Source organism: Kitasatospora sp. NPDC018619, from assembly GCF_044391605.1.
Classification (GTDB): domain Bacteria; phylum Actinomycetota; class Actinomycetes; order Streptomycetales; family Streptomycetaceae; genus Kitasatospora.
The window spans coordinates 256,505-275,772 of the sequence record NZ_JBISAI010000012.1; the positions used below are offsets into that span (position 1 = coordinate 256,505).

Annotated in this window: 14 protein-coding genes and 1 pseudogene; 9 read left to right on the forward strand and 6 right to left on the reverse strand. The window is 76.3% G+C overall.

Annotation, left to right across the window (positions count from 1 at the left end):
* Positions 1-31: 31 nt before the first annotated feature.
* Positions 32-1,243 carry an aminotransferase class I/II-fold pyridoxal phosphate-dependent enzyme gene (locus ACH5AR_RS21100; protein ID WP_396302974.1) on the reverse strand — a complete coding sequence of 404 codons (1,212 nt, stop codon included), beginning with the start codon at positions 1,241-1,243 and terminating at the stop codon, positions 32-34.
* A 571-nt stretch (positions 1,244-1,814) separates the two neighbouring features.
* On the opposite strand from ACH5AR_RS21100, the gene ACH5AR_RS21105 reads away from it, so the two are divergent.
* The 6 genes and pseudogenes from ACH5AR_RS21105 to ACH5AR_RS21130 all read left to right on the forward strand — a co-directional run bounded on the left by ACH5AR_RS21105 (position 1,815) and on the right by ACH5AR_RS21130 (position 6,524).
* Complete coding sequence (locus ACH5AR_RS21105) at positions 1,815-2,687, forward strand: BTAD domain-containing putative transcriptional regulator (RefSeq protein WP_396302975.1); 873 nt, start codon at positions 1,815-1,817, stop codon at positions 2,685-2,687.
* A 268-nt stretch (positions 2,688-2,955) separates the two neighbouring features.
* Positions 2,956-3,309 carry an ArsR/SmtB family transcription factor gene (locus tag ACH5AR_RS21110; RefSeq protein ID WP_396302976.1) on the forward strand — a complete coding sequence of 118 codons (354 nt, stop codon included), beginning with the start codon at positions 2,956-2,958 and terminating at the stop codon, positions 3,307-3,309.
* A 1,087-nt stretch (positions 3,310-4,396) separates the two neighbouring features.
* On the forward strand, positions 4,397-4,774 hold the full coding sequence (locus ACH5AR_RS21115; RefSeq protein ID WP_396302977.1) for a hypothetical protein: 378 nt from the start codon (positions 4,397-4,399) through the stop codon (positions 4,772-4,774).
* A gap of 84 nt (positions 4,775-4,858) precedes the next feature.
* Positions 4,859-5,053, forward strand: coding sequence for a hypothetical protein (locus tag ACH5AR_RS21120; protein WP_396302978.1), 195 nt, complete (start codon positions 4,859-4,861; stop codon positions 5,051-5,053).
* Positions 5,054-5,075: 22 nt separating this feature from the next.
* Positions 5,076-5,255: pseudogene (locus ACH5AR_RS21125) on the forward strand (NUDIX domain-containing protein); the annotation flags it as partial.
* Between the two features lie 291 nt (positions 5,256-5,546).
* Positions 5,547-6,524 (forward strand): phosphotransferase family protein, encoded by a 978-nt coding sequence (locus tag ACH5AR_RS21130; RefSeq protein ID WP_396302991.1) that lies wholly within the window; start codon positions 5,547-5,549, stop codon positions 6,522-6,524.
* Positions 6,525-6,979: 455 nt separating this feature from the next.
* Here the strand turns inward: ACH5AR_RS21130 and ACH5AR_RS21135 are convergent, their stop codons facing one another.
* Positions 6,980-8,203, reverse strand: coding sequence for an MFS transporter (locus ACH5AR_RS21135; RefSeq protein WP_396302979.1), 1,224 nt, complete (start codon positions 8,201-8,203; stop codon positions 6,980-6,982).
* A 157-nt stretch (positions 8,204-8,360) separates the two neighbouring features.
* Complete coding sequence (locus ACH5AR_RS21140; RefSeq protein ID WP_396302980.1) at positions 8,361-8,678, reverse strand: ArsR/SmtB family transcription factor; 318 nt, start codon at positions 8,676-8,678, stop codon at positions 8,361-8,363.
* A 1,470-nt stretch (positions 8,679-10,148) separates the two neighbouring features.
* Between ACH5AR_RS21140 and tpx the strand changes: the two genes are divergently transcribed.
* Positions 10,149-10,649, forward strand: a complete 501-nt coding sequence (gene tpx, locus ACH5AR_RS21145) for a thiol peroxidase (protein WP_396302981.1) — start codon at positions 10,149-10,151, stop codon at positions 10,647-10,649.
* Between the two features lie 2,016 nt (positions 10,650-12,665).
* On the opposite strand, the gene ACH5AR_RS21150 is transcribed toward tpx, so the two are convergent.
* From ACH5AR_RS21150 to ACH5AR_RS21160, 3 genes are read right to left on the reverse strand one after another with little or no spacing between them, the layout of a single operon-like run.
* On the reverse strand, positions 12,666-13,421 hold the full coding sequence (locus tag ACH5AR_RS21150) for an SDR family NAD(P)-dependent oxidoreductase (protein ID WP_396302982.1): 756 nt from the start codon (positions 13,419-13,421) through the stop codon (positions 12,666-12,668).
* A complete protein-coding gene (locus ACH5AR_RS21155; protein ID WP_396302983.1) occupies positions 13,418-14,404 on the reverse strand; it encodes a 3-oxoacyl-ACP synthase III family protein in 987 nt (328 codons plus the stop codon). The genes ACH5AR_RS21150 and ACH5AR_RS21155 overlap by 4 nt, the downstream gene beginning before the upstream one ends.
* A 36-nt stretch (positions 14,405-14,440) precedes the next feature.
* A complete protein-coding gene (locus ACH5AR_RS21160) occupies positions 14,441-14,701 on the reverse strand; it encodes a hypothetical protein (RefSeq protein ID WP_396302984.1) in 261 nt (86 codons plus the stop codon).
* A gap of 1,931 nt (positions 14,702-16,632) precedes the next feature.
* Between ACH5AR_RS21160 and ACH5AR_RS21165 the strand changes: the two genes are divergently transcribed.
* Positions 16,633-17,526, forward strand: a complete 894-nt coding sequence (locus ACH5AR_RS21165; RefSeq protein ID WP_396302985.1) for a class I SAM-dependent methyltransferase — start codon at positions 16,633-16,635, stop codon at positions 17,524-17,526.
* A 42-nt stretch (positions 17,527-17,568) separates the two neighbouring features.
* Positions 17,569-19,236 (forward strand): flavin-containing monooxygenase, encoded by a 1,668-nt coding sequence (locus ACH5AR_RS21170; RefSeq protein ID WP_396302986.1) that lies wholly within the window; start codon positions 17,569-17,571, stop codon positions 19,234-19,236.
* Positions 19,237-19,268 lie beyond the last annotated feature (32 nt).

A 19,268-nucleotide genomic window follows, 5' to 3' on the forward strand; every position in this document is an offset into this window, starting at 1 on the left:
CGCGCGCGGGCGGCCGGCGGCGGGGTGGGGGTCAGATGAGGCCGGTCTGGGCGGCGGCGGTCAGGAACGCCTCGGCGGCGAAGTCGATGTCGGCGGCGGTGTGGCGGGCGGTGACGGCGATGCGCAGGCGGGCGAGGTCGTTGGGGACGGCGGGGGTGACGACGGGCAGGCCGATGACGCCGGCTTTGCGGCAGGCGGTGGCGTAGTCGTAGGCGGCGTCGTCGCTGCCGGCGATGACGGGCAGGACGGCGGTGGAGGAGTCCATGGTGGAGATGCCGGCGTCGTTGAGGCGCCGGCGCAGGCGCCGGGCCTGGGTCTGGGTGTGGGTGACGCGTTCGGGTTCGCGGCGCAGGATGCGCAGGGACTCCAGGGCGGCGCCGGTCTGGGCGGGGCCCAGGGCGGCGGAGAAGAGGAAGGGGCGGGCGGCGTAGCGCAGGTGGCCGATGAGGTCGTGGCTGCCGGCGACCCAGCCGCCCATGGAGGGGATGGCCTTGGAGAGGGTGCCGAGTTTGACGTCGACGCGGACCTTGTGGTCGAAGTGCTCCTCGATGCCGCCGCCGGTGGCGCCGATGACGCCCAGGGCGTGGGCTTCGTCGACCATGAGCAGGGCGTCGTAGCGGTCGCAGACCTCGCGCAGTTCGGGCAGGGGGGCGATGTCGCCGTCCATGGAGTAGACGCTGTCGACGATGACCAGGCGCACGCCGGTGGGGGCGGCGGCCTTGAGGCGGCGTTCGAGGTGGTCGACGTCGTTGTGGCGGAAGCGGGTGACGGTGGCGCCGGACAGGCGGCAGCCGTCGACGATGGAGGCGTGGTCGTACTTGTCGATCAGGACGGTGTCGCCGGCGCCGACGAGGGCGCCGACGGTGCCGACGTTGGCGGCGTAGCCGGAGCCGAAGACGAGGGCGCGTTCGCGGCGGGCGAAGCGGGCGACCTCGGCTTCGAGTTCCTCGTGCAGGGGGATGGTGCCGGCCAGGGCCCGTACGCCGTGGTTGCCGGTGCCGTAGACGTCGACGGCGGCCTTGGCGGCGGCGACGACGCGCTCGTCGCCGGCCAGGCCGAGGTAGCTGTAGCCGGACATCATGAGCAGGCGCTCGCCGTCGAGGTCGCAGTAGGCGCTGTCGCGTTCCATGGTGTAGGCGACGAAGCTGTTGCGCCGGGAGGGGTCGGATTCCAGGGCGGCCACGCGGGCGTTCGTCGCGGCCAGCTTCGGTTCCAGGCGGTCCCATGCTCCGGTGGCGTTCACGGGCGTCTCTCCTTCACGGCGTCACGGTGGTCACGGCTTTTCACGGTCCTTCACGGCTCCCGGGGCTTTCGGGGCTTTCGGGGGCGCGGGATTGCCGCTTCGGGGGCGGTGTGCGTCCCGGGGCGGTCCCGGTGTTCTCCCGCGGGCGGCCGCGGGTGTGCTGCGGGTTCGCCGCGGTTTCCCGCGGGTGGCTGCGGGTGTTTTCTCGAAGCGTTCACGCGGGGTGCTCAAGGATGGCTACATTTCTACGGCAGGATGCGCAAGGCATCCGCAATAGGGGGTTTCCTGGCCTGCGGGAACGCTCTGACGTGCGGGAATGTTGCGTCCACGACGCATCGACCGGTCGGCGGGTATGTTTCCTTGACCGGTGTTGACACCGCGCGATGCGGCGAATGTATGGTCGAAATCCGCCGAAACCGAACGGCTGGTCGGCGGTTTATTGTTCCGATCCGCAATTTCCCACGCCGACGGCCGGGACGGGCCGTCGCTTCCGCTTTGGCTCGAGGGGGTTGGAGCTCGTGTTGAAAGGCTTCAGGGAAGACGGTCCGTTCGGCAGATCGGGGGCGTCGGCATGCTGATCCGCCTGACCGGCCTGGTGGCCGTGGAGCATGAGGACGGCGCCCCGCAGCACCTGTCCAGCGCGCAGGCCCAGGTGGCGTTCGCGCGCCTGGTGCTGGAGCGTTCCAGCGGTACCAGCCGCGACCAGCTGGCCGACACCATCTGGCCCGACGGGCTGCCGGACACCTGGGCCTCGGCGCTGCGCAGCGTGGTGAGCCGGGTGCGGGCGTTCGTGACCGCGCCGGGGCAGGGGCCGGGGGCGACGCCGCTGGTCGCGCAGGGCGGGCGGTACGTGCTGCGGCTGCCCGCGGACGCGGCGGTGGACCTGGAGGCGGCGGCCTCGGCGGTCGGGGAGGCCGGGGAGGCGCTGGCGGCGGGCTCGCACGCGGTGGCGCAGCAGTTGGCCGCGGGGGCGCTGGCGAACCTGCGCGGGGCGTTCCTGCCCGACCACGAGGGCGAGTGGGCGCAGGGGGTGCGCGAGCACGTGGAGGAGCTGCGGATCAGCGCGCTGGAGACGGCGAGCCTGGCGGCGTCGGCGCTGGGCGAGGAGCACCACGCGCTGCGGTGGGCGGACGAGGCGGTGCGCCGGGCGCCGTTTCGCGAGAGCGCCTACCGGTGCCGGATGGAGGCGCTGGCGGCGGCGGGGAACCGGGCGGAGGCGCTGCGCTGCTACCAGCAGCTGCGCCAGGTGCTGGCGGAGGAGCTGGGGATCGATCCGGCGGCGCAGACCCAGGAGCTGTACCTGGCGCTGCTGCGTTCCCGGGCTCCGGCGGCGCCGGCGCCGGCGGCGGTGCGGGCGGTGGACCCGGTGCTGATGGGGATCTTCGAGCCGTTGGCGCTGGCGCGGCTGGTGCGCCCGGCGCCGGCGCCGGTGCGGGCGGCCTGAGCCGTCCCTTCCGGCCCGGGTGCGCGTGCGTGTGCTTGTGTGCGTGTGCGTGTGCTTGTGTGCGTGTGCTTGTGTGCCCCGCCGGCGGCCCGTCCGGCGGGGCGCGGTGCGTGTTGCGCGGGTGTTGCGCGGGGCGGCGGCGGGCGGCGGCGGGCGCGGCGGGCGCGGGGAGGGGCCCTGGTAGCGTCGTTCACGTGAAGTCGCGCGCGCGGCGCGGTTCTTGACTGTCGGACGGACGGGGGTCGAGTGGTGGGAAGGGGTGGTGGGTGTGGGACGGGCACGCGTGGCGGCGCGGGTGATCGTGCACCCCGGTGTGGAGGACGTGAGCGTCCAGCAGGTGCTGGAGGCGCTCGCTGATCCGGCCCGGCGGACGGTGGTGCGCACGCTCGCGCACTCGGGAGCCGATCTCAGCTGCGGCTCCTTCGACCTGCCGGTGGGGCGTTCGACCTCCAGCCACCACTTCAGCGTGCTGCGCGAGGCGGGGCTGCTGCGCCAGTACTACGTGGGCACGACCAAGATGAACGCGCTGCGCAGCGAGGAGCTGGAGCGGCGCTTCCCCGGGCTGCTGGCGGCCGTGGTGGCCGCCGCGGACGCGGAGGCCCGCCAGGTGCGGGGGGCCTGACCGGGCCGGCGGGCGTCCGGCGCGCGGGCCCGGCGGGGTGAACACCCGGGCGCCGCACGGGAGTCCGCCGGCGGCGGCCGACGGCGGATGCTACGGCTGTCCTGCCCGTGCAGCGGGGCGGAACGCGCCCCCCGCGCCTGCGGGCCCCTCCCCCGGCACCGACCCGGCCGGATACCGCCTGCCGGAGGGGGCCGGGGTTCCGGCGGGGTTCCGGCGGGCTGAACGCCCGGGCAGTGCGCGGGAGTTCACCGGCGGGCGGCCGACGGGCTCCGGCGAGGTGAACGCCCGGGCACTGCACGGGAGTCCACCGCGGCGGCCGACGACGATGCTACGGCTGTCCTGCCCGTACGGCGGGGCGGAACGCGCCCCCCGCGCCTGCGGGCCCCTCCCCGGCACCGACCCGGCCGGATACCGCCTGCCGGAGGGGACCGGCGAGGTTCCGGCGGGGTTCCGGCGGGGTTCCGGCGGGGTTCCGGCGGGCTGAACGCCCGGGCACTGCGCGGGAGTTCACCGGCGGGCGGCCGACGGGCTCCGGCGAGGTGAACGCCCGGGCACTGCACGGGATTCCACCGCAGCGGCCCGCGGCGGATGCTACGGCTGTCCTGCCCGTACGGCGGGGCGGGACACGCCCGCCGCCTGGGGGCCCCTCCCCCGGCACCGCGCCGGCCCGGATACCGCCTGCCGGAGGGGGCCGGGGGTTCCGGCGGGATGAACGCCCGGGCGCTACACGGGAGTCCACCGCAGCGGCCAGCGGCCAGCGGTTGGATGCTACGGCTGTCCTGCCTGTGCAGCGGGGCGGAACGCGCCCGCCGCCTGCGGGCCCCTCCCCCGGCGCCGACCCGGCCGGATACCGCCTGCCGGAGGGGGCCGGCGGGCCGCGGCCCGCCGCAGGCCGTCCCGGCGCCCCGCTTTTCGAGGCCCACGGGCCGGGCCGCTGCGGTACGTTCCGCGTCTTCGCCTGCGCGGACGGTCCCGGCCGTCCCGCGGCCCCGGCCCGGCGGCGGCGGCCGGGGCGCAGACCGGTGGGCCGAGGGCCCTGCCCGCCGTCATACTGGGCGCCCGTCCCGTCGTCGCAGGAGGTATGCCCGTGGAGGAGCCGCTGTTCACCGCGCTGGTGACCGGACCCGGGAGCGGGGGCCCGGGTGCGCTGCGGGCCGTCGGGGCGGTGACCGGGCTGAGCCTGTGGCGCGGCAGGCTGCTGCTGGACGGCGCCCCCGCGGCGGCGGTGGAGGGGGTGCCGTTCGGCACCGCCGTCGGGGCGGCCCGGCGGCTGCGGGAAGCGGGGGTGCCCGCCGCCGTCCGGTGCGGCTGGTGCGAGCGGACGGTGCCCGACGGCGGGGAGCCGCTCGCCGCGGGGCCGTGCGAGTCCCGCCACTGGCCGGCCGCCCGCTGCCCGGCGAACGTGCTCACCGACGGCGACGGCGGGCCCTGCGGCACCCGCGGACCCGCCTGTCCCGTGCCCTGACCTCCCGTGGTGCCGACGGGATCCGGGAAAGTCCGGGGGACGGGCACGGGAGTGCGGGGGCCGGTCGGGCGGCGGGCCCGCGTCTTGGGCGGCGGCGTCCTGACGCCCGAGCAGCAGTCCCGCATCCGCCTCGATGCGGCCGGGCGCAGCGGTGTGCGCTTCGAGAGCGCCCACGACGGGCGGCGCCTGACGAGCCCCGCCCGCTGCCACCGCCTGCGCCAGGTGCTGCGCGCCCGCCGCTGCGGCGTCCCCCTCCACCGGGAACGCCCCGCCCGGTGACGGCTTCGAGGGCGTCCCGGTCTTCGTCACCGACCCCGCCGGCCGGCTGCTGACGCACCGGCGCGAGGAGGGCTCGGGCCTGCCGCAGCCGGGCTGCCGGCCCCCGTCGGCCCCCGTCGGCGGCCGGCGCGAGGCCGAGGAGAGCGTCGAACAGGGCGCGGCGCGCGAGGTCCGCGAGGAAGCCGGCAGGCCGTCACCCTAGGGCCGATCCGCACCCCCGGCCGGCCCCGGCCGCGGCCCCGGCCTGCCGCTCACCCGCGTCCTGCCGACCCTCTGGGGCGGGGACGACGGCGACCTGCGGCTCGGCGACGACGGCCTGGCCGTGCGCATGGCCCCCGCCGGCGGGCTCGCCGCCCTCAGGGCCCCGCCCTGCGTGCGCCACTCCTGCCGCTGCTCACCGCGGCGCTCCGGCCCCGCCGGCAGGGCCCGCCGGCGCCGGGCCGACCGGGGCAGGCGGCGGGCGCGGGGGCGGGGCGTAGGCTTGCCGTCCGTGATCGAGGGCGGGGCCCCGGGGCCGGGGTGGGAGCAGGGGTGGGACGGCACGCGCCGGTGGGTCCAGGGGCTGCTGGGGCCCGGTGAGCGCCTGGGGGCGGTGAGCGCGCTCAAGGGCGGCTGGACCTCGCGGATGCGCCGCCTGGAGGTGCTGCGCCCGCACGGCGCCGCCCCGTACGCGCTGGTGCTGCGCTCCTTCGTCAAGCCGTTCTACCGCCGCCATGCGCCGGGGCTGCTGGCCTGTGAGGCGGCGGTGCTGCGCCTGCTGGAGGCGAGCGGCGTGCCGGCGGCGCGCCTGGTGGCGGTGGACGCCCGGGGGGCGGCGTGCGAGCACCCGTCGCTGCTGATGACGCACCTGCCCGGGAGCGTGCGCGTGGCCGAGGACGGCGAGGCGCGGGCGCGGGCGGGGCTGCTGGCCGCGCAGCTGGCGGCGGTGCACGCGCTTGCGGTGGACGAGGGCGGGCGGCCGCGGCCGTGGCAGGCGTGGACGGCTCCCGAGCGGGTGGCGGTGCCCGAGGGCACCGGGCGCGGCGGGCTGTGGGAGCGGGCGGTGCGGGTGATCGGCGGCGAGGTGCCCGCGTACGAGCCGTGCTTCCTGCACCGCGACTTCCATCCCGGCAACGTGCTGTTCACCGGCCGGGGCGCGGGGCTGGCGGTCGGCGGGGTGGTCGACTGGGTGGAGACGTCCTGGGGCCCGGCGGACCTGGACGTCGCGCACTGCTCGACGGCGCTGGCGCTGCTGCACGGCCCGCGGGCGGGCATGGCCTTCGCCGACCTGTACACGGCCGCGGGGGGCCGGGCGCTGGCCGACGGGCGCGCGCACCTGTACTGGCGGCTGCTGGACGCCCTGGCGTTCGCGCCCGACGCGCGGAAGGTCGCCGAGCCCTGGCGGGAGCTGGGGCGCGACGACCTGACGGCGGCGGTGCTGAGCGCCCGTCTGGAGGACTACCTCCAGGCGCTGTTCGACCGCTACGCGTGAGCACCGGGCCCGGGACCCGGAGGGCGGAGGCCGCTCCGGGGCCGGGGCCCGGCGGCGGGTGCGGACCTGCCGCCGGCGCCGCCCCCGCGCTCCCCTGCCCGACCGGGGCCCGGCACCGGCCGCACGGGGGCGCCGGGCCCGGGCAGCCCCTCCCCGCCGCCGGCCACCGGAACGCCGGGACGCCGACGTCCGACGTCCGACGACGAGCCGGGGACCGAAGGCGCGGACGCAAGCCTGCCGCCGCCACCGCCCCCGAGCCCTGGCGGGAGCTGGGGCGCGAGGGCCTGACCGCGGCGGTGCTGACCGGCCGTCTGGAGGATCACCCGCAGGCGCTGTTCGACCGCTACGCCTGAGCGCCGGGGGCGGGTGCGCGGGGCCGGTGGGTGTTCCCGCTGTCCCCGCCGTGCGGGCGCGCCCGGGCGGCGGGGCCGGGCAGGCGGGGCGGGGGCGGGGTGTCAGGGGGTCGGGGTGCGGGTGGCCTGGTCCGGTTGTGCCTGCGGGCGGGGCTGCGGGCGGGGGCGGGTGTCGAGGCGGCGGCGCCACAGGACGGCGGCGAGGGCGGCGAGGGCCAGGGCGGCGCCGGCCAGCGGCAGGTGGCGGGGGCCGGCGGCGGTGACGACGGTGCCGCCCAGGGCGGTGCCCAGGGTGATGCCGAGGTTGGAGAAGGAGATGAAGAGGCTGTTGCCGAACTCGGGGGCGTCGGTGGCGTCGCGGGCGAGCCAGGTCTGGGCGACGGCGAGGCCGCCGGAGTGGACGGCGCCCCAGAGCAGGACGGCGGCGAGCATGGGCAGCCGGTGGGGGCCGGCGGCGTCGAGGAGGAGGTAGAGGGTGAGGTAGAGGACCGGGTAGGCGGTGACGGTGCGCACGGGGTCGCGTTCGAGGAGGCGGCCGAAGAGGGGGTTGCCGGCGGTCATGACGATGCCGAAGGCCATCAGGGCGGGGCCGGTGAGGGAGGCGTCGAGGCCGGTGACGGTGTGCAGGTACTCGGCGATGTAGCCGTAGCCGCTGAACATGGCGGCGAACACGAGGGTGGTGGCGGCCATGGCCAGCCACGGCGCGGGGCGGCGCAGGATGCCCAACTGGCCGCGGTAGGTGGGGCGGTGGGTGTCGGGCAGGTCGGGGAAGAAGGCGAGGACGCCGGCGCAGGCGAGGAGGTTGACGGCGGCGGCGCTCCAGAACGCGGCGGGCAGGGAGAAGTGGTCGGCGAGGTAGGTGGTCAGGGGGACGCCGAACGCGAAGCCGGCGCTGACGCCGGCGAAGACGGTGGTGGCGGCGCGCGCGGCGCGTCCGGGCGCGGCGAGGCGGGTGGCGGCGGTGAGGGCGAGGGCGAAGAAGACGGGGTGGAGCAGGGCGGGCAGGATCCGGAAGGCGAGGACGAGGGGGAAGGAGTGGCTGAGCGCGTAGACGGCGTTGGAGGCCGCGAACAGGGCCGGCGCCGCGGCCAGGACCGCCTTGCGGCGCAGGCGGGAGGCGAGCAGGACGCCGACGGGGCCGGTGGCGGCGACGGTGAGGGCGAAGGCGCCGACCAGCCATCCGGCGGTGGCCGGGGTGGTGTGCAGGCGTTCGGCCAGGGACGGCAGGACGCCGACGACGCCCATCTCGGTGGTGATGATGCCGAACACGCCCAGGGCCAGGACCGGGACGGCCCAGGCGCTCGGGGCGGCAGCGGTGCGGTGCACGACGACGACCTCCACAGATGGATACACAAATTCAGATAGTTGGATGCGTTCGGGGCGAAAGCGGCCGGGGACGCCCGGACGGGCGCCCCGGCACGGGCACGGGGGCACGGCACCGGCACCGGGACGGCGGGGTGACGGGGCGGCGGGGGCGGCGGGGTCAGAGCTCGTCGCGCACGTACGCGGCGAACGCGGCGATGGTCTCCTCGTTGCGCCGGTAGAACGTCCACTTGCCGACGCGCTCGGACACCAGCAGCCCCGCCTCGCGCAGGATCTGCAGGTAGCCGGAGACCACCGACTGGGCCAGCCCCGAGCGCTCCCGGATGTCGGTGACGCACACCCCGACGTGGAAGCCGACGCCGCGCTCGCGGTAGTACGCCTCGTCCCAGTAGCGCTCGGGCGTCTTGAGCCAGCGCAGGAAGTCCGCGCGCGCCGGGTTGGCGAGCGCCTTGTGCACGGCCAGCGGGTCCAGGTCCACCGCGCGCTCCTTCCGCCGTCCGGCCCTTCGCGACGCATCTAATATTCTGGATACGACCCGGGGTGTCAAGGCGGCCCCGGACCGGGGAACGGCACCGGACCCCCGGGGCGGGCCCGGGGGCGGGCGGTCAGCGGCACCGGGCGATCCGGACGCGTTGCCGCAGGCGTCGTCCGGGACGGCGGTGGCCACCGGCCCGGGCGCCGGCGGCTCCCGGGTGAAGCACACACCCGGGGCACGCGGGCGCCCGTACCCGGCGTGCACGCCGTCCACGGCGAAGGAGGCGGCGGGGACGCCGTCGGCGCCCGGCGCCGCGACGTAAGGCCCGGGCGGCGGGGTACCGGTCGGGCTCCACGACCGGCCCGGCGCCCTCGGGCTGCTCGGGCTGCTCGGGCTGCTCGGGCGGGACGACGGCGGGCCGGCGGTGCCCGCCGAGCGGGACACCGGCCTCGCCGCCCGGGCCGCGGGGGCGCCGTCCCTGCGCGACGCCCCGCCCGCCGGCACGCAGGGACGGACGGCAACCGCCGCCGGACAGCCCGGGCGGGCGGGAGCGGGCCACGGCCCGTGCCGCACCGGCCCCCCTCCCCCGCCCGGACACGGCGCACCCCCTCCACCCGCACCCCACGACCGGCCGACGAACCGACGAGCAGCGGCACAGCCCCCTCCCCCCGGACGGCGTCCGCCCGCCGCCGGGAGGCCGCACTCGGGGGGCGGGGGCGGAGGCGGGCGAGGCAGCACGCCCCCCACGGGGCCGCCGCGGCACGGACGGCCCCCCGTCCACAGCGCGGTGGCACCCCGGCGCCCAGGGACCGACAGGGACGGGCGGGTTGACCCGCCGTCCAGGGCCGGGCCCCCGCACCGCACGGCCGGACGGCACGGGCAGGCGCAACCCCCGGCACAGTGCCCGCCCCTGCCGGGAGACCGCCCCCGGGGACGGGCACTGCCCCCGGGACGGGCAGCGCACCCCCACGAGGCCGCCGAGACGGCAACGGATCTCGCCCGCACCCCGCAGGCGCCCTGCGCCCCTGCCTCCCGCACCGCCGCCCGCCCGCCCGCCCGCCCGCCCACCCGCCCGCTCCCGGCGTACAGGACCGAGCAGGGGCAGGCGGGTCGACAGGCCGTGCGGCGGGACGACGCAGACCGCGGCACGGGCAGCGCCCCCCCGGCCGGAGGCCGCCCCCGGCGGACGGACAGCGCACGGAAGCAGCACACCCCCACCAGGCCGCCGAGACGGCAACGGCCTTCGCCCGCACCCCGGGGCCGCCACCGCCGCACGACGCCCCCGCCCGCCGGGGCAGGCGGGGGCGGGGCAGGGGCGGGAGCGGCCGCCGGGCGGGCGGGTTGACGGACGGTGCGGGGCCGGGGCGCGCGGGTGCGGGTGTCCGGTCCGTGGCCGCCCCCTGGCGGGGGCCGGGGCGGGCAGTAGGATCGGCGGCGTTGCATCCCGTACACACCGCTGGTAGGAGGCTTTTCATGGCTCAGGTCACGCTGAAGGGGAACCCGGTGCAGGTCGGCGGCGAGCTGCCGGCCGCCGGCAGCCAGGCGCCGGCGTTCACGCTGGTCGGCGAGGGGCTCGCGGACGTGTCGCTGAAGGACTTCGCCGGCCGGCGCAAGGTCCTGAACATCTTCCCGAGCATCGACACCCCGACCTGCGCGACCTCGGTGCGCACGTTCAACGCCAAGGCCGCCTCCCTGGAGAACACCGTGGTGCTGTGCGTCTCGGCCGACCTGCCGTTCGCGCAGGCCCGGTTCTGCGGCGCCGAGGGCCTGGAGAACGTCAAGACCCTCTCCACCCTGCGCGGACGGGACTTCCACGACGTCTACGGCGTGGCGATCGCCGACGGCCCGCTGGCCGGCCTGACCGCCCGCGCCGTCGTCGTCCTGGACGAGGACGACACCGTCCTGCACACCGAGCTGGTCGCCGAGATCGCCGACGAGCCGAACTACGAGGCCGCCCTCGCCGCCCTCAACTGACCCGCCCCGCACACCCGCCCGCCCGCCCCGGACACGGGGACGGCGGCACGCACAGTGCGCGCAAGGGCGTGCCCCGCACGGCCACGGCCCGTGCGGGGCACCCGCGCCCCCCGGCCGTGACCCCCCGGCCCCCACCCGCCGCGATGAGAACCGCCCGGGCCCGCACCGCGAAGAGCACCACCGGGCCCGCCCGGATCCGCCGGGCCACACACCGCCACCGCACCCGCCGCACCACCGGCCGCCTCCACACAGCTGCCGCCCCGCCCCCTCAGCTCCAGCCCCAGCCGGCGCCGCACCGACCCACCACCCCCGGGCCCCGCAACCCTCCCCGTACGCCCGGCTTTCAGGCCGGCCCCGGCCACCCCACCCCCACCCCCCGCTCGGCCCCCACACCCCCGCGACGGCACTCCACGCACCCGCGACCGACACCGGCCCCCCGGGGAACCCCGGGCCCCGCAACGCCGCCCACCGGCCCCGGAGCGACCCGCCCCCACACAGTCGCCCGCCCGCGCACCCGCGCCCTCCTACCGACCGAAGCCGTCACCCACAACAGGCGCCCACCCCTCGCCGGAGATCCACCAGCACGCCACACGACAGCACGGCACGGCACCACGCGGCACGGGGCGGCGCAGCTCGGCACCGGGCGGCACGGCACGGTGAAGGCGCGGCAGGTACGACGCGGGGCGGCGCAGCACGGCACGGTCAGACACAGCGTGGCGAGGTACGGCACGGCACGGGGCGGCACGGTGAAGGTGCGGCAGGTGCAGCGCGGGGCGGCGCAGCACGGCACGGTGAAGGCGCGGCAGGTACGACGCGGGGCGGCGCAGCACGGCACGGTCAGACCCAGCGTGGCGAGGTACGGCACGGCACGGGGCGGCACGGTGAAGGTGCGGCAGGTGCGGCGGTACGAGGGCATGGACGGCAAGGTGTCTCCCGAAGCGTCGTCGGATCCCGTGCGCCCGGGGCGCACACGGCGCGCGGAGCGGCCACCTCCCCCGCATCGGCGCAGCCCGTCTGCCTCCCGGGCGCCGGAAGGCAGGCGGGCAGACGGCAGACGCCCGCGTCCCCGCGCCCCGGGCACGGGGCCAGGGGATGTGGAAGGCCGGACCGGGGCGGGGCGGCACAACGGCCAGACACAGCGTGGCGAGGTGTGGGTCGGCGCGGCGTGGCACCGCGAAGGAGCGGCAGGTGCGGCGAAGCGAGGGCGTAGGCGGGGCGGCGCAGCACGGCACGGCCAGACGCAGTGTGGCGAGGTGGGGCGGCACGGCGTGGCATGGCGACGGCGCGGCAGGTATGACGCGGGGCGGGGCGGCGCAGCTCGGCGCGCACGGTGTGGGGCGGCGAGGTGTCGCCCGAAGCGTCGTCGGAGCCCGTGCCCCCGGGGCGCACACGGCGCGCGGAGCGGCCCCCTCCCCCGCATCGGCGCAGCCCGTCTGCCTCCCGGGCACCAGAAGGCAGACGGGCAGACGCCCGCGTCCCCCGCGCCCCGGGCACGGGGCCAGGGGATGTAGGAGGCCGGACCGGGGCGGGGCGGCACAGCGGCCAGACACAGCGTGGCGAGGTGTGGGTCGGCGCGGCGTGGCACCGCGAAGGAGCGGCAGGTGCGGCGAAGCGAGGGCGTAGGCGGGGCGGCGCAGCTCGGCGCGCACGGTGTGGGGCGGCGAGGTGTCGCCCGAAGCGTCGCCGGAGCCCGTGCCTCCGGGCACACACGGCGCGCGGAGCGGCCCCCTCCCCCGCATCGGCGCAGCCCGTCTGCCTCCCGGGCACCAGAAGGCAGACCGGCAGACGGCAGACGGGCAGACGCCCGCGTCCCCCGCGCCCCGGGCACGGGGCCGGGGCGCGGGGACGCGGGAAGCGGTACGCGGCAGGCCCGGCCGGGCGGGGCGCCCGCCGGGCCTGCCCGGGGCGGGGCGGGGGGCCGACCGTCCGGGACACGGCGGCCGGGCGCCCCCGGCGGACGGGCCCGGGGCGCCCGGCGGACGGGCCGGGGGCCCGGGCGGGGCGGCGGGCCGGGGGTCAGGTGATGGAGGCCCCGGAGTCGATGCTGATGACCTGCCCGGTCATGCAGTCCTGGTCCAGGAACAGCGTCATCGAGCGGGCGACCTCGCGCGGGGTGACGAACCGCGGCACCGGTACCTTCTCCCGCATCCCCGCCACCACGTGCTCGGGCAGGGTGTCGGTCATCCCCGTGATCATGAACCCCGGCGACAGGGCGTTGACGGTCACCCCCCGGCGCCCGCACTCCGCCGCGAGCGTGCGGGTCAGCCCGATCAGGCCCGCCTTCGACGCCGAGTAGGCCGTCTGCCCGGCGGTGGCGATCAGCGCCGACGGGGACACGATGTTCACCACCCGCCCCCACCGCGAGCGCAGCATCGCCGGCACGCACGCCCGCGCCGTGTGGAAGGAGCCGACCAGGTTCGTGTCGATCACCTCCCGCCACTGCGCCGGGTCCTGCATCGCCATCAGCGCGTCCCGGCGCACCGCCCCGTTGTTGACCAGCACGTCCACCGGCCCCAGAGCCGCCTTCACCTGCTCGTACATCGCCGTGACCGCGTCCCAGCTCGCGACCGAGCCGCTCACCAGGACGTGGTCGTTGACCAGCCGGGCGGCGACCTTCTGCGCGCCCTCGCGGGAACTGTTGTAGTGCACCGCGACCCGGCAGCCCGCCGCGTCCAGCGCCAGCGCCAGCTCGCTGCCCAGGCCCCCGGACGCCCCGGTCACCAGCGCCACCGGCGACACCGGCCGCGCCCCGAACGCCTCCCTGCCGCTCACCGCTCCACCCCTCCCCACGTCAGCAGCACCGAACCCCACGTCATCCCCGCGCCGAACCCGGCCAGCAGCACCGTGTCGCCGTCCTTGATCCGCCCGGCGTCCAACGCCTCCGCCAACGCGATCGGGATCGAGCCCGAAGCCGTGTTGCCGTAGCGCTCCAGGTTCGTCACCAGCCGGTCGGCGGGGATCCCGGTGTGCGAGAGCACCGAGTTGATGATCCGGATGTTCGCCTGGTGCGGCACCACGTGGTCCACCTGCGCGGGCTCGGCCTTCGCCTGCTCCAACGTCTCACGGATCGTGCGCACCGTGTAGCGCACCGCGTTCAGGTAGATCTCGTTGCCGTTGATCTGCGCGTAGTGCAGGCCCTCCTCCACGGTCCGCGCCGTGGTCGGCATCCGCGAACCGCCCGCCAGGACCTTCAGACTGTCCTTGCACGAGCCGTCCGCACCCAGGTTCCACGCCCGGATGCGCTGCACCGCGCCCGGCACCAGCACCACCGCCCCCGCCCCGTCGCCCACCAGGATCGACAGGTCCCGGTCCGCGGGGTTCGCGGTCAGCGTGTGCGTGTCCGAACCGATCACCAGCACCGGCCGCGGGTCCATCGCCATCAGACCCGCCGCCGTCACCAGCGCGTACACGAACCCCGCGCACTCCGCGTTCACGTCGTGCGCGCTGCCCGCGATCCCCAGCGCCTCGTGGACGAACGCCGACGTCGCCGGCGAGGGCTGCTCCGGAGTCGCCGTCGCCACGATCAGGTGCGCGATGTCCGCACCCGTCAGCCCCGCGCGCTCCAGCGCCCGGCGCCCGGCCTCCACGGCCATCGACGCCGTCGTCTGCCCCGGACCGACCGCCCTGCGCTCACGGATCCCGCACCGCGAGACGATCCAGTGCTCGTCCACACCGAACCGCCGCGCGAGCTGCGCACTGGTCACCACCCGCTCCGGGACCGACATCCCCCAGCCGGTGACGTCGAAACCGCTCACCACCCTGCCCCTCTCTGCCCGGTGCCGTCCGACGCCTCAGTTGCCGGCACCCGGCACCAGCGCCAGGATCCGCTCGTGGACCACCCGCAGCGTCGTCGTGTCGTCGATGTCCGCGAACAGCGACTCGTCCGCCGGGATGTGCGGGTACTGGTTCTGGAACCCGTACAGCCACTCCATCAGGTCCAGCGAGTCCACGTCCGCGATGTGCTGCAACGCCGCGTCCGCGTCGATCTCCTGCGCGCCCGACACCGCCTGGAGCTGCTGGGCCAGGTCCTCGATCGTGGGGATCTGAGACATCAGTGATCGTTCCTCTCCTCGCCCGTTCCCGGAACCGGGACCACGGGCACTCGAATACGCCGAATGAACAGTCAGGACGAACCACCGGCACCGCCGGCACCCTCCACCGCCGCCCCCGCCCCGCCGCCCGGTACGGCACAGGACAAGGAACAACCGAAGAGGGGGAAAACACCCACCGCCCGCACACCCCGCCACCCGCGACGGAAACGGAGACCGCGACCGGCCACCCGCCCGACCGCCACAGGCGACGGGACGCAGACGGGGACCGCGACCGGCCACCCGCCCCGGGGCGCACCCCGGGCGACGGAACCCCCGGGAAGGCCCCGGAAGCAACCCCCGGGACAACAGACCCCGGGACCCCGGGCACCAGGCACCCCGAAAGGAACCCCCGCAGGCGGGGCCGCGAGGCGACGCGACCCCCCGCAAGGGGACCGCACCCCGGACCACCGACCCGGAAGGAACCCCCCGGGGGCAGGACCGCGGAGCGACGCAGCCCCGGGACCGCGCACACCCGCAGCCCGGCACCGCCACCCGCCACCCCCGGCCGGAACCGGGAGCAGACCGCGTGTCCTGCCGGAACCGCATGAAACCCGCCCCCACGCAACCGGCCCGCAACCCCCACGCCCCCGCCCCCCTTGCGCACCGCTTGCGAGACACACGCTTACCTGACCCACAACACACCACCCCCGCACGCACACCACCCGACCCCGCCCCGACCACCCCCGCCACCACCACAGTCCGCCACCACGACACACAGCAGCACGACCGCACACCGACACCGAAGCCGTCCAACACCGCCCAGCGGCAGCGGCAGCGGCAGCGGCAGCGGCCAACCCGCAACAGACGGCGGGCAGTCGGAGATCCTCCAGGCAACCGGCACCCGCCCCACCACGCACCAACGGCAGCGGCAGCGGCAGCGGCAGCGGCCAACCCGCAACAGACGGCGGGCAGTCGGAGATCCTCCAGGCAGCCGGCACCCGCCCCACCGCACCACCACGCACCACCACCGTCCAGCGGCAGCGGCAGCGGCCAACCCGCAACGGACGGCGGGCAGTCGGCGGCCCTCCAGGCAGCCGACACCCGCCCCGTACGGCGGACCCGGCACCACCCCAGGGCACCCCCCGGGGCGCGCCGCGCACGAGGCACCACCGGCACCCCCCGGGGGGCGCCGTACGGAAAGCACCGGCACCACCGCAACACCCCTTCCAGGGGGCGGGCCCCGAACACCCCCGGGGACAAGCCGGGTTCGGCCACCGCGTGCCGCACCCCGGACAGCACCACACCCCCCGGGGGGCCGCGACCGCGCCAGGCACCACCGCAGTCCCGCCGGCGCCACCGCCGGTCTCCCGCCCTGCGGCCGGGCAGCGTCACCCCCGCCCACCGCGACAGCACCACCCCCGGGCACCGAGCACCCACCCCCGGGCACGAAACCGCCCACCGGACGGCACCCAGCCGCCCCCGGCACCCCGGGCACCGCCCGGCACCCGAACCCGACGGCCCGGCCCGGGCCGACGACGGACCACCGCACCGCCCGCCGGACAGCACCACACCACCCGGCACACACGACACGCACCGCACGCACCGCAGGCACCAGGGCCCCGGGCCCGGCAGGACCGCCCGCCCAGGGCCGCCACCCGCCACCCCCGGCCCACCACCGCCCAACCGCCCAACCGCCCAACGGGCAACCGGGCAACCGGGCAACCGGGCAACCGGGCAACCGGGCAACCGGGCAACCGGGCAACCGGGCAACCGGGCAACCGGGCAACCGGGCAACCGGGCAACCGTACGGCCGCCACGCGCACCACGCGCACCGCACCACGCGCACCGCGCCACCCGCGCGCGCCGCGGCCGGCCCTACCGCCCGCCCCGGCCCGGCCCGACCGGGCCGACCACACCCACCACCGTCACCGTCAACCGAGGGGCCCCATCCCATGACCACCGTCGAAGCCCGCTCCATCAACCCCGACGTCGAGGCCATCCGCCACCACTACGAGGTCCCCAACGAGCTCTACCGGCTCATCCTCGGCCCCACCATGATGTACTCCGGCGGCTACTGGGAGGACGGCGAGGACCTCGTCGCCGTCCTCGACGAGGCCCAGGAACGCAAGCTCGACGCCTTCACCGACCTCGCCCGCGCCGCCCGCACCGACTCCGTCCTGGACATCGGCTGCGGCTGGGGCACCATGCTCAACCGCCTCACCACCGTCCACGGCGTCAAGAAGGCCGTCGGCGTCACCCTCTCCCGCACCCAGGCCGACTTCGTCGACGCCCTGGGCAACCCCGCCATCGAAGCCCGCGTCGAGAGCTGGGAGGACCACCGCCTCGCCGACGGCCAGGCCCCCTACGACGCCGCGTTCTGCATCAACGCCCTCGAACACTTCGTCCTGTCCTCCCTCACCCCCAAGGAGCGCACCCAGCGCTACCGCGTCTTCTTCAAGCAGGTCCACTCCCTCCTCAAGCCCGGCGCCCGCTTCGTCCTGCACACCATGACCGTCGAGAACCCCCCGCTGCGCCGCCGGCTCCTCGACGACCTCAAGTTCCTCCAGCGCGAGGAGTTCGAAGGCTGCCACATCCCCCGCCTGCCCGAACTCGCCGCCGGCCTCGACGGCCTCTTCGAGGTCACCGAGATCCGCAACGAACCCGAGTCCTTCGCCCGCGCCTGCCGCGCCTGGCTCGAACTCCTCGCCGCCCGCCGCGACGAAGCCGTCGCCATGACCGACGAGACCACCGTCGCCCGCTTCGAGCGCTACCTCGACATCTTCGCCTACACCCTCGAAGACCACATCTTCAACAACTTCCGCGTCACCCTCACCCGCCGCGCCTGAACCCCACCCCCCAGGACACCCCGAAACGAGGACACCGACGCCATGACCACCACCCCCGCCCCCGACCGCACCACCCCCGCCACCACCGCCCCCGCCACCACCCCGGCGGCGGGGGCGGCCCCCACCACCACCACCGCGGCCGGCACCGGCACCGGCGCGGGCACCCCCGCCACCGCCACCGCCCCGGCCACCGGCGCGGCCACCGCGGCCGCCGCCGGCGCGGGCAGCGCCGTCCGCCACCTCAAAGTCGCCGTCATCGGCGCCGGCATCTCCGGCATCGGCACCGCCATCGGCCTCCTACGCGCCGGCGAGAACGACTTCCTCGTCTTCGAACGCGCCCACGACCTCGGCGGCACCTGGCGCGACAACACCTACCCCGGCTGCGCCTGCGACGTCCAGGCCCACCTCTACTCCTACTCCTTCGCCCGCAACCCCCACTGGAAGTCCACCTTCGCCACCCAGGCCGAAGTCCACGCCTACCTCAAGGACTGCGCCACCCGCTACGGCGTCGACCCCCACCTGCGCTACGACCACGAACTCCTCGACGCCACCTGGAACGACACCCACCACCACTGGGACGTCCACACCACCCACGGCCACTACACCGCCCAGGTCCTCGTCACCGGCACCGGCTACCTCTCCGACCCCGCCCTGCCCGACCTGCCCGGCCTCGACACCTTCACCGGCACCGTCTTCCACTCCTCCCGCTGGAACCACGACCACGACCTCACCGGCCGCAACGTCGCCGTCATCGGCACCGGCGCCTCCGCCATCCAGTTCGTCCCCGAGATCCAACCCCGCGTCGCCCGCCTCGACCTCTACCAGCGCACACCCCCCTGGGTCGCCGCCAAACCCGACAAGCCCAACACCCCCCGCCACACCTGGATGCTCCGCCACCTGCCCGGCTACCAGCGCTTCCGCCGCGCCTTCAACAAGAACGGCCGCGAAATCGTCGCGTTCTTCATGTCCCGCCCCACCCGCACCACCGGCATGAAGAACATGGCCGCCGGCCACCTCAAGAAATCCGTCAAAGACCCCGCCCTGCGCGCCCGCCTCACCCCCGACTACACCGTCGGCTGCAAACGCCTCCTGTTCTCCAACACCTGGTACCCCGCCATCCAGCAACCCAACGTCGACATCGTCTCCGACACCATCACCCACATCGGCCCCACCCACATCACCACCGCCGACGGCACCCGACGCCACACCGACACCATCATCCTCGCCACCGGCTTCACCGCCACCGACCGCCCCATCGCCCACCGCATCCACGGCCGCGACGGCCACACCCTCGCCGACACCTGGAACCGCCACGGCATGACCGCCCACCGCGGCACCACCATCCACGGCTACCCCAACCTCTTCATGATCCTCGGCCCCAACACCACCCTCGGCCACTCCTCCCAGACCGTCATGATCGAAGCCCAGATCACCTACATCCTCGCCGCCCTCAAAACCCTCCACACCCACCACCTCACCACCCTCGACGTCCACCCCCAAGCCCAGACCACCTACAACCACACCCTCCAGAACCGCCTCAAGAACACCGTCTGGAACACCGGCGGCTGCACCAGCTGGTACACCGACACCCACGGCAACAACCCCAGCATCTGGCCCACCTACACCCGCACCTTCGAACACCAGACCCGCACCTTCGACCTCACCAACTACCAAACCACCACCCACACCAACCACACCACCAACCCCTAACCCCCACAACACCCCGCACCAGCCCCGACACC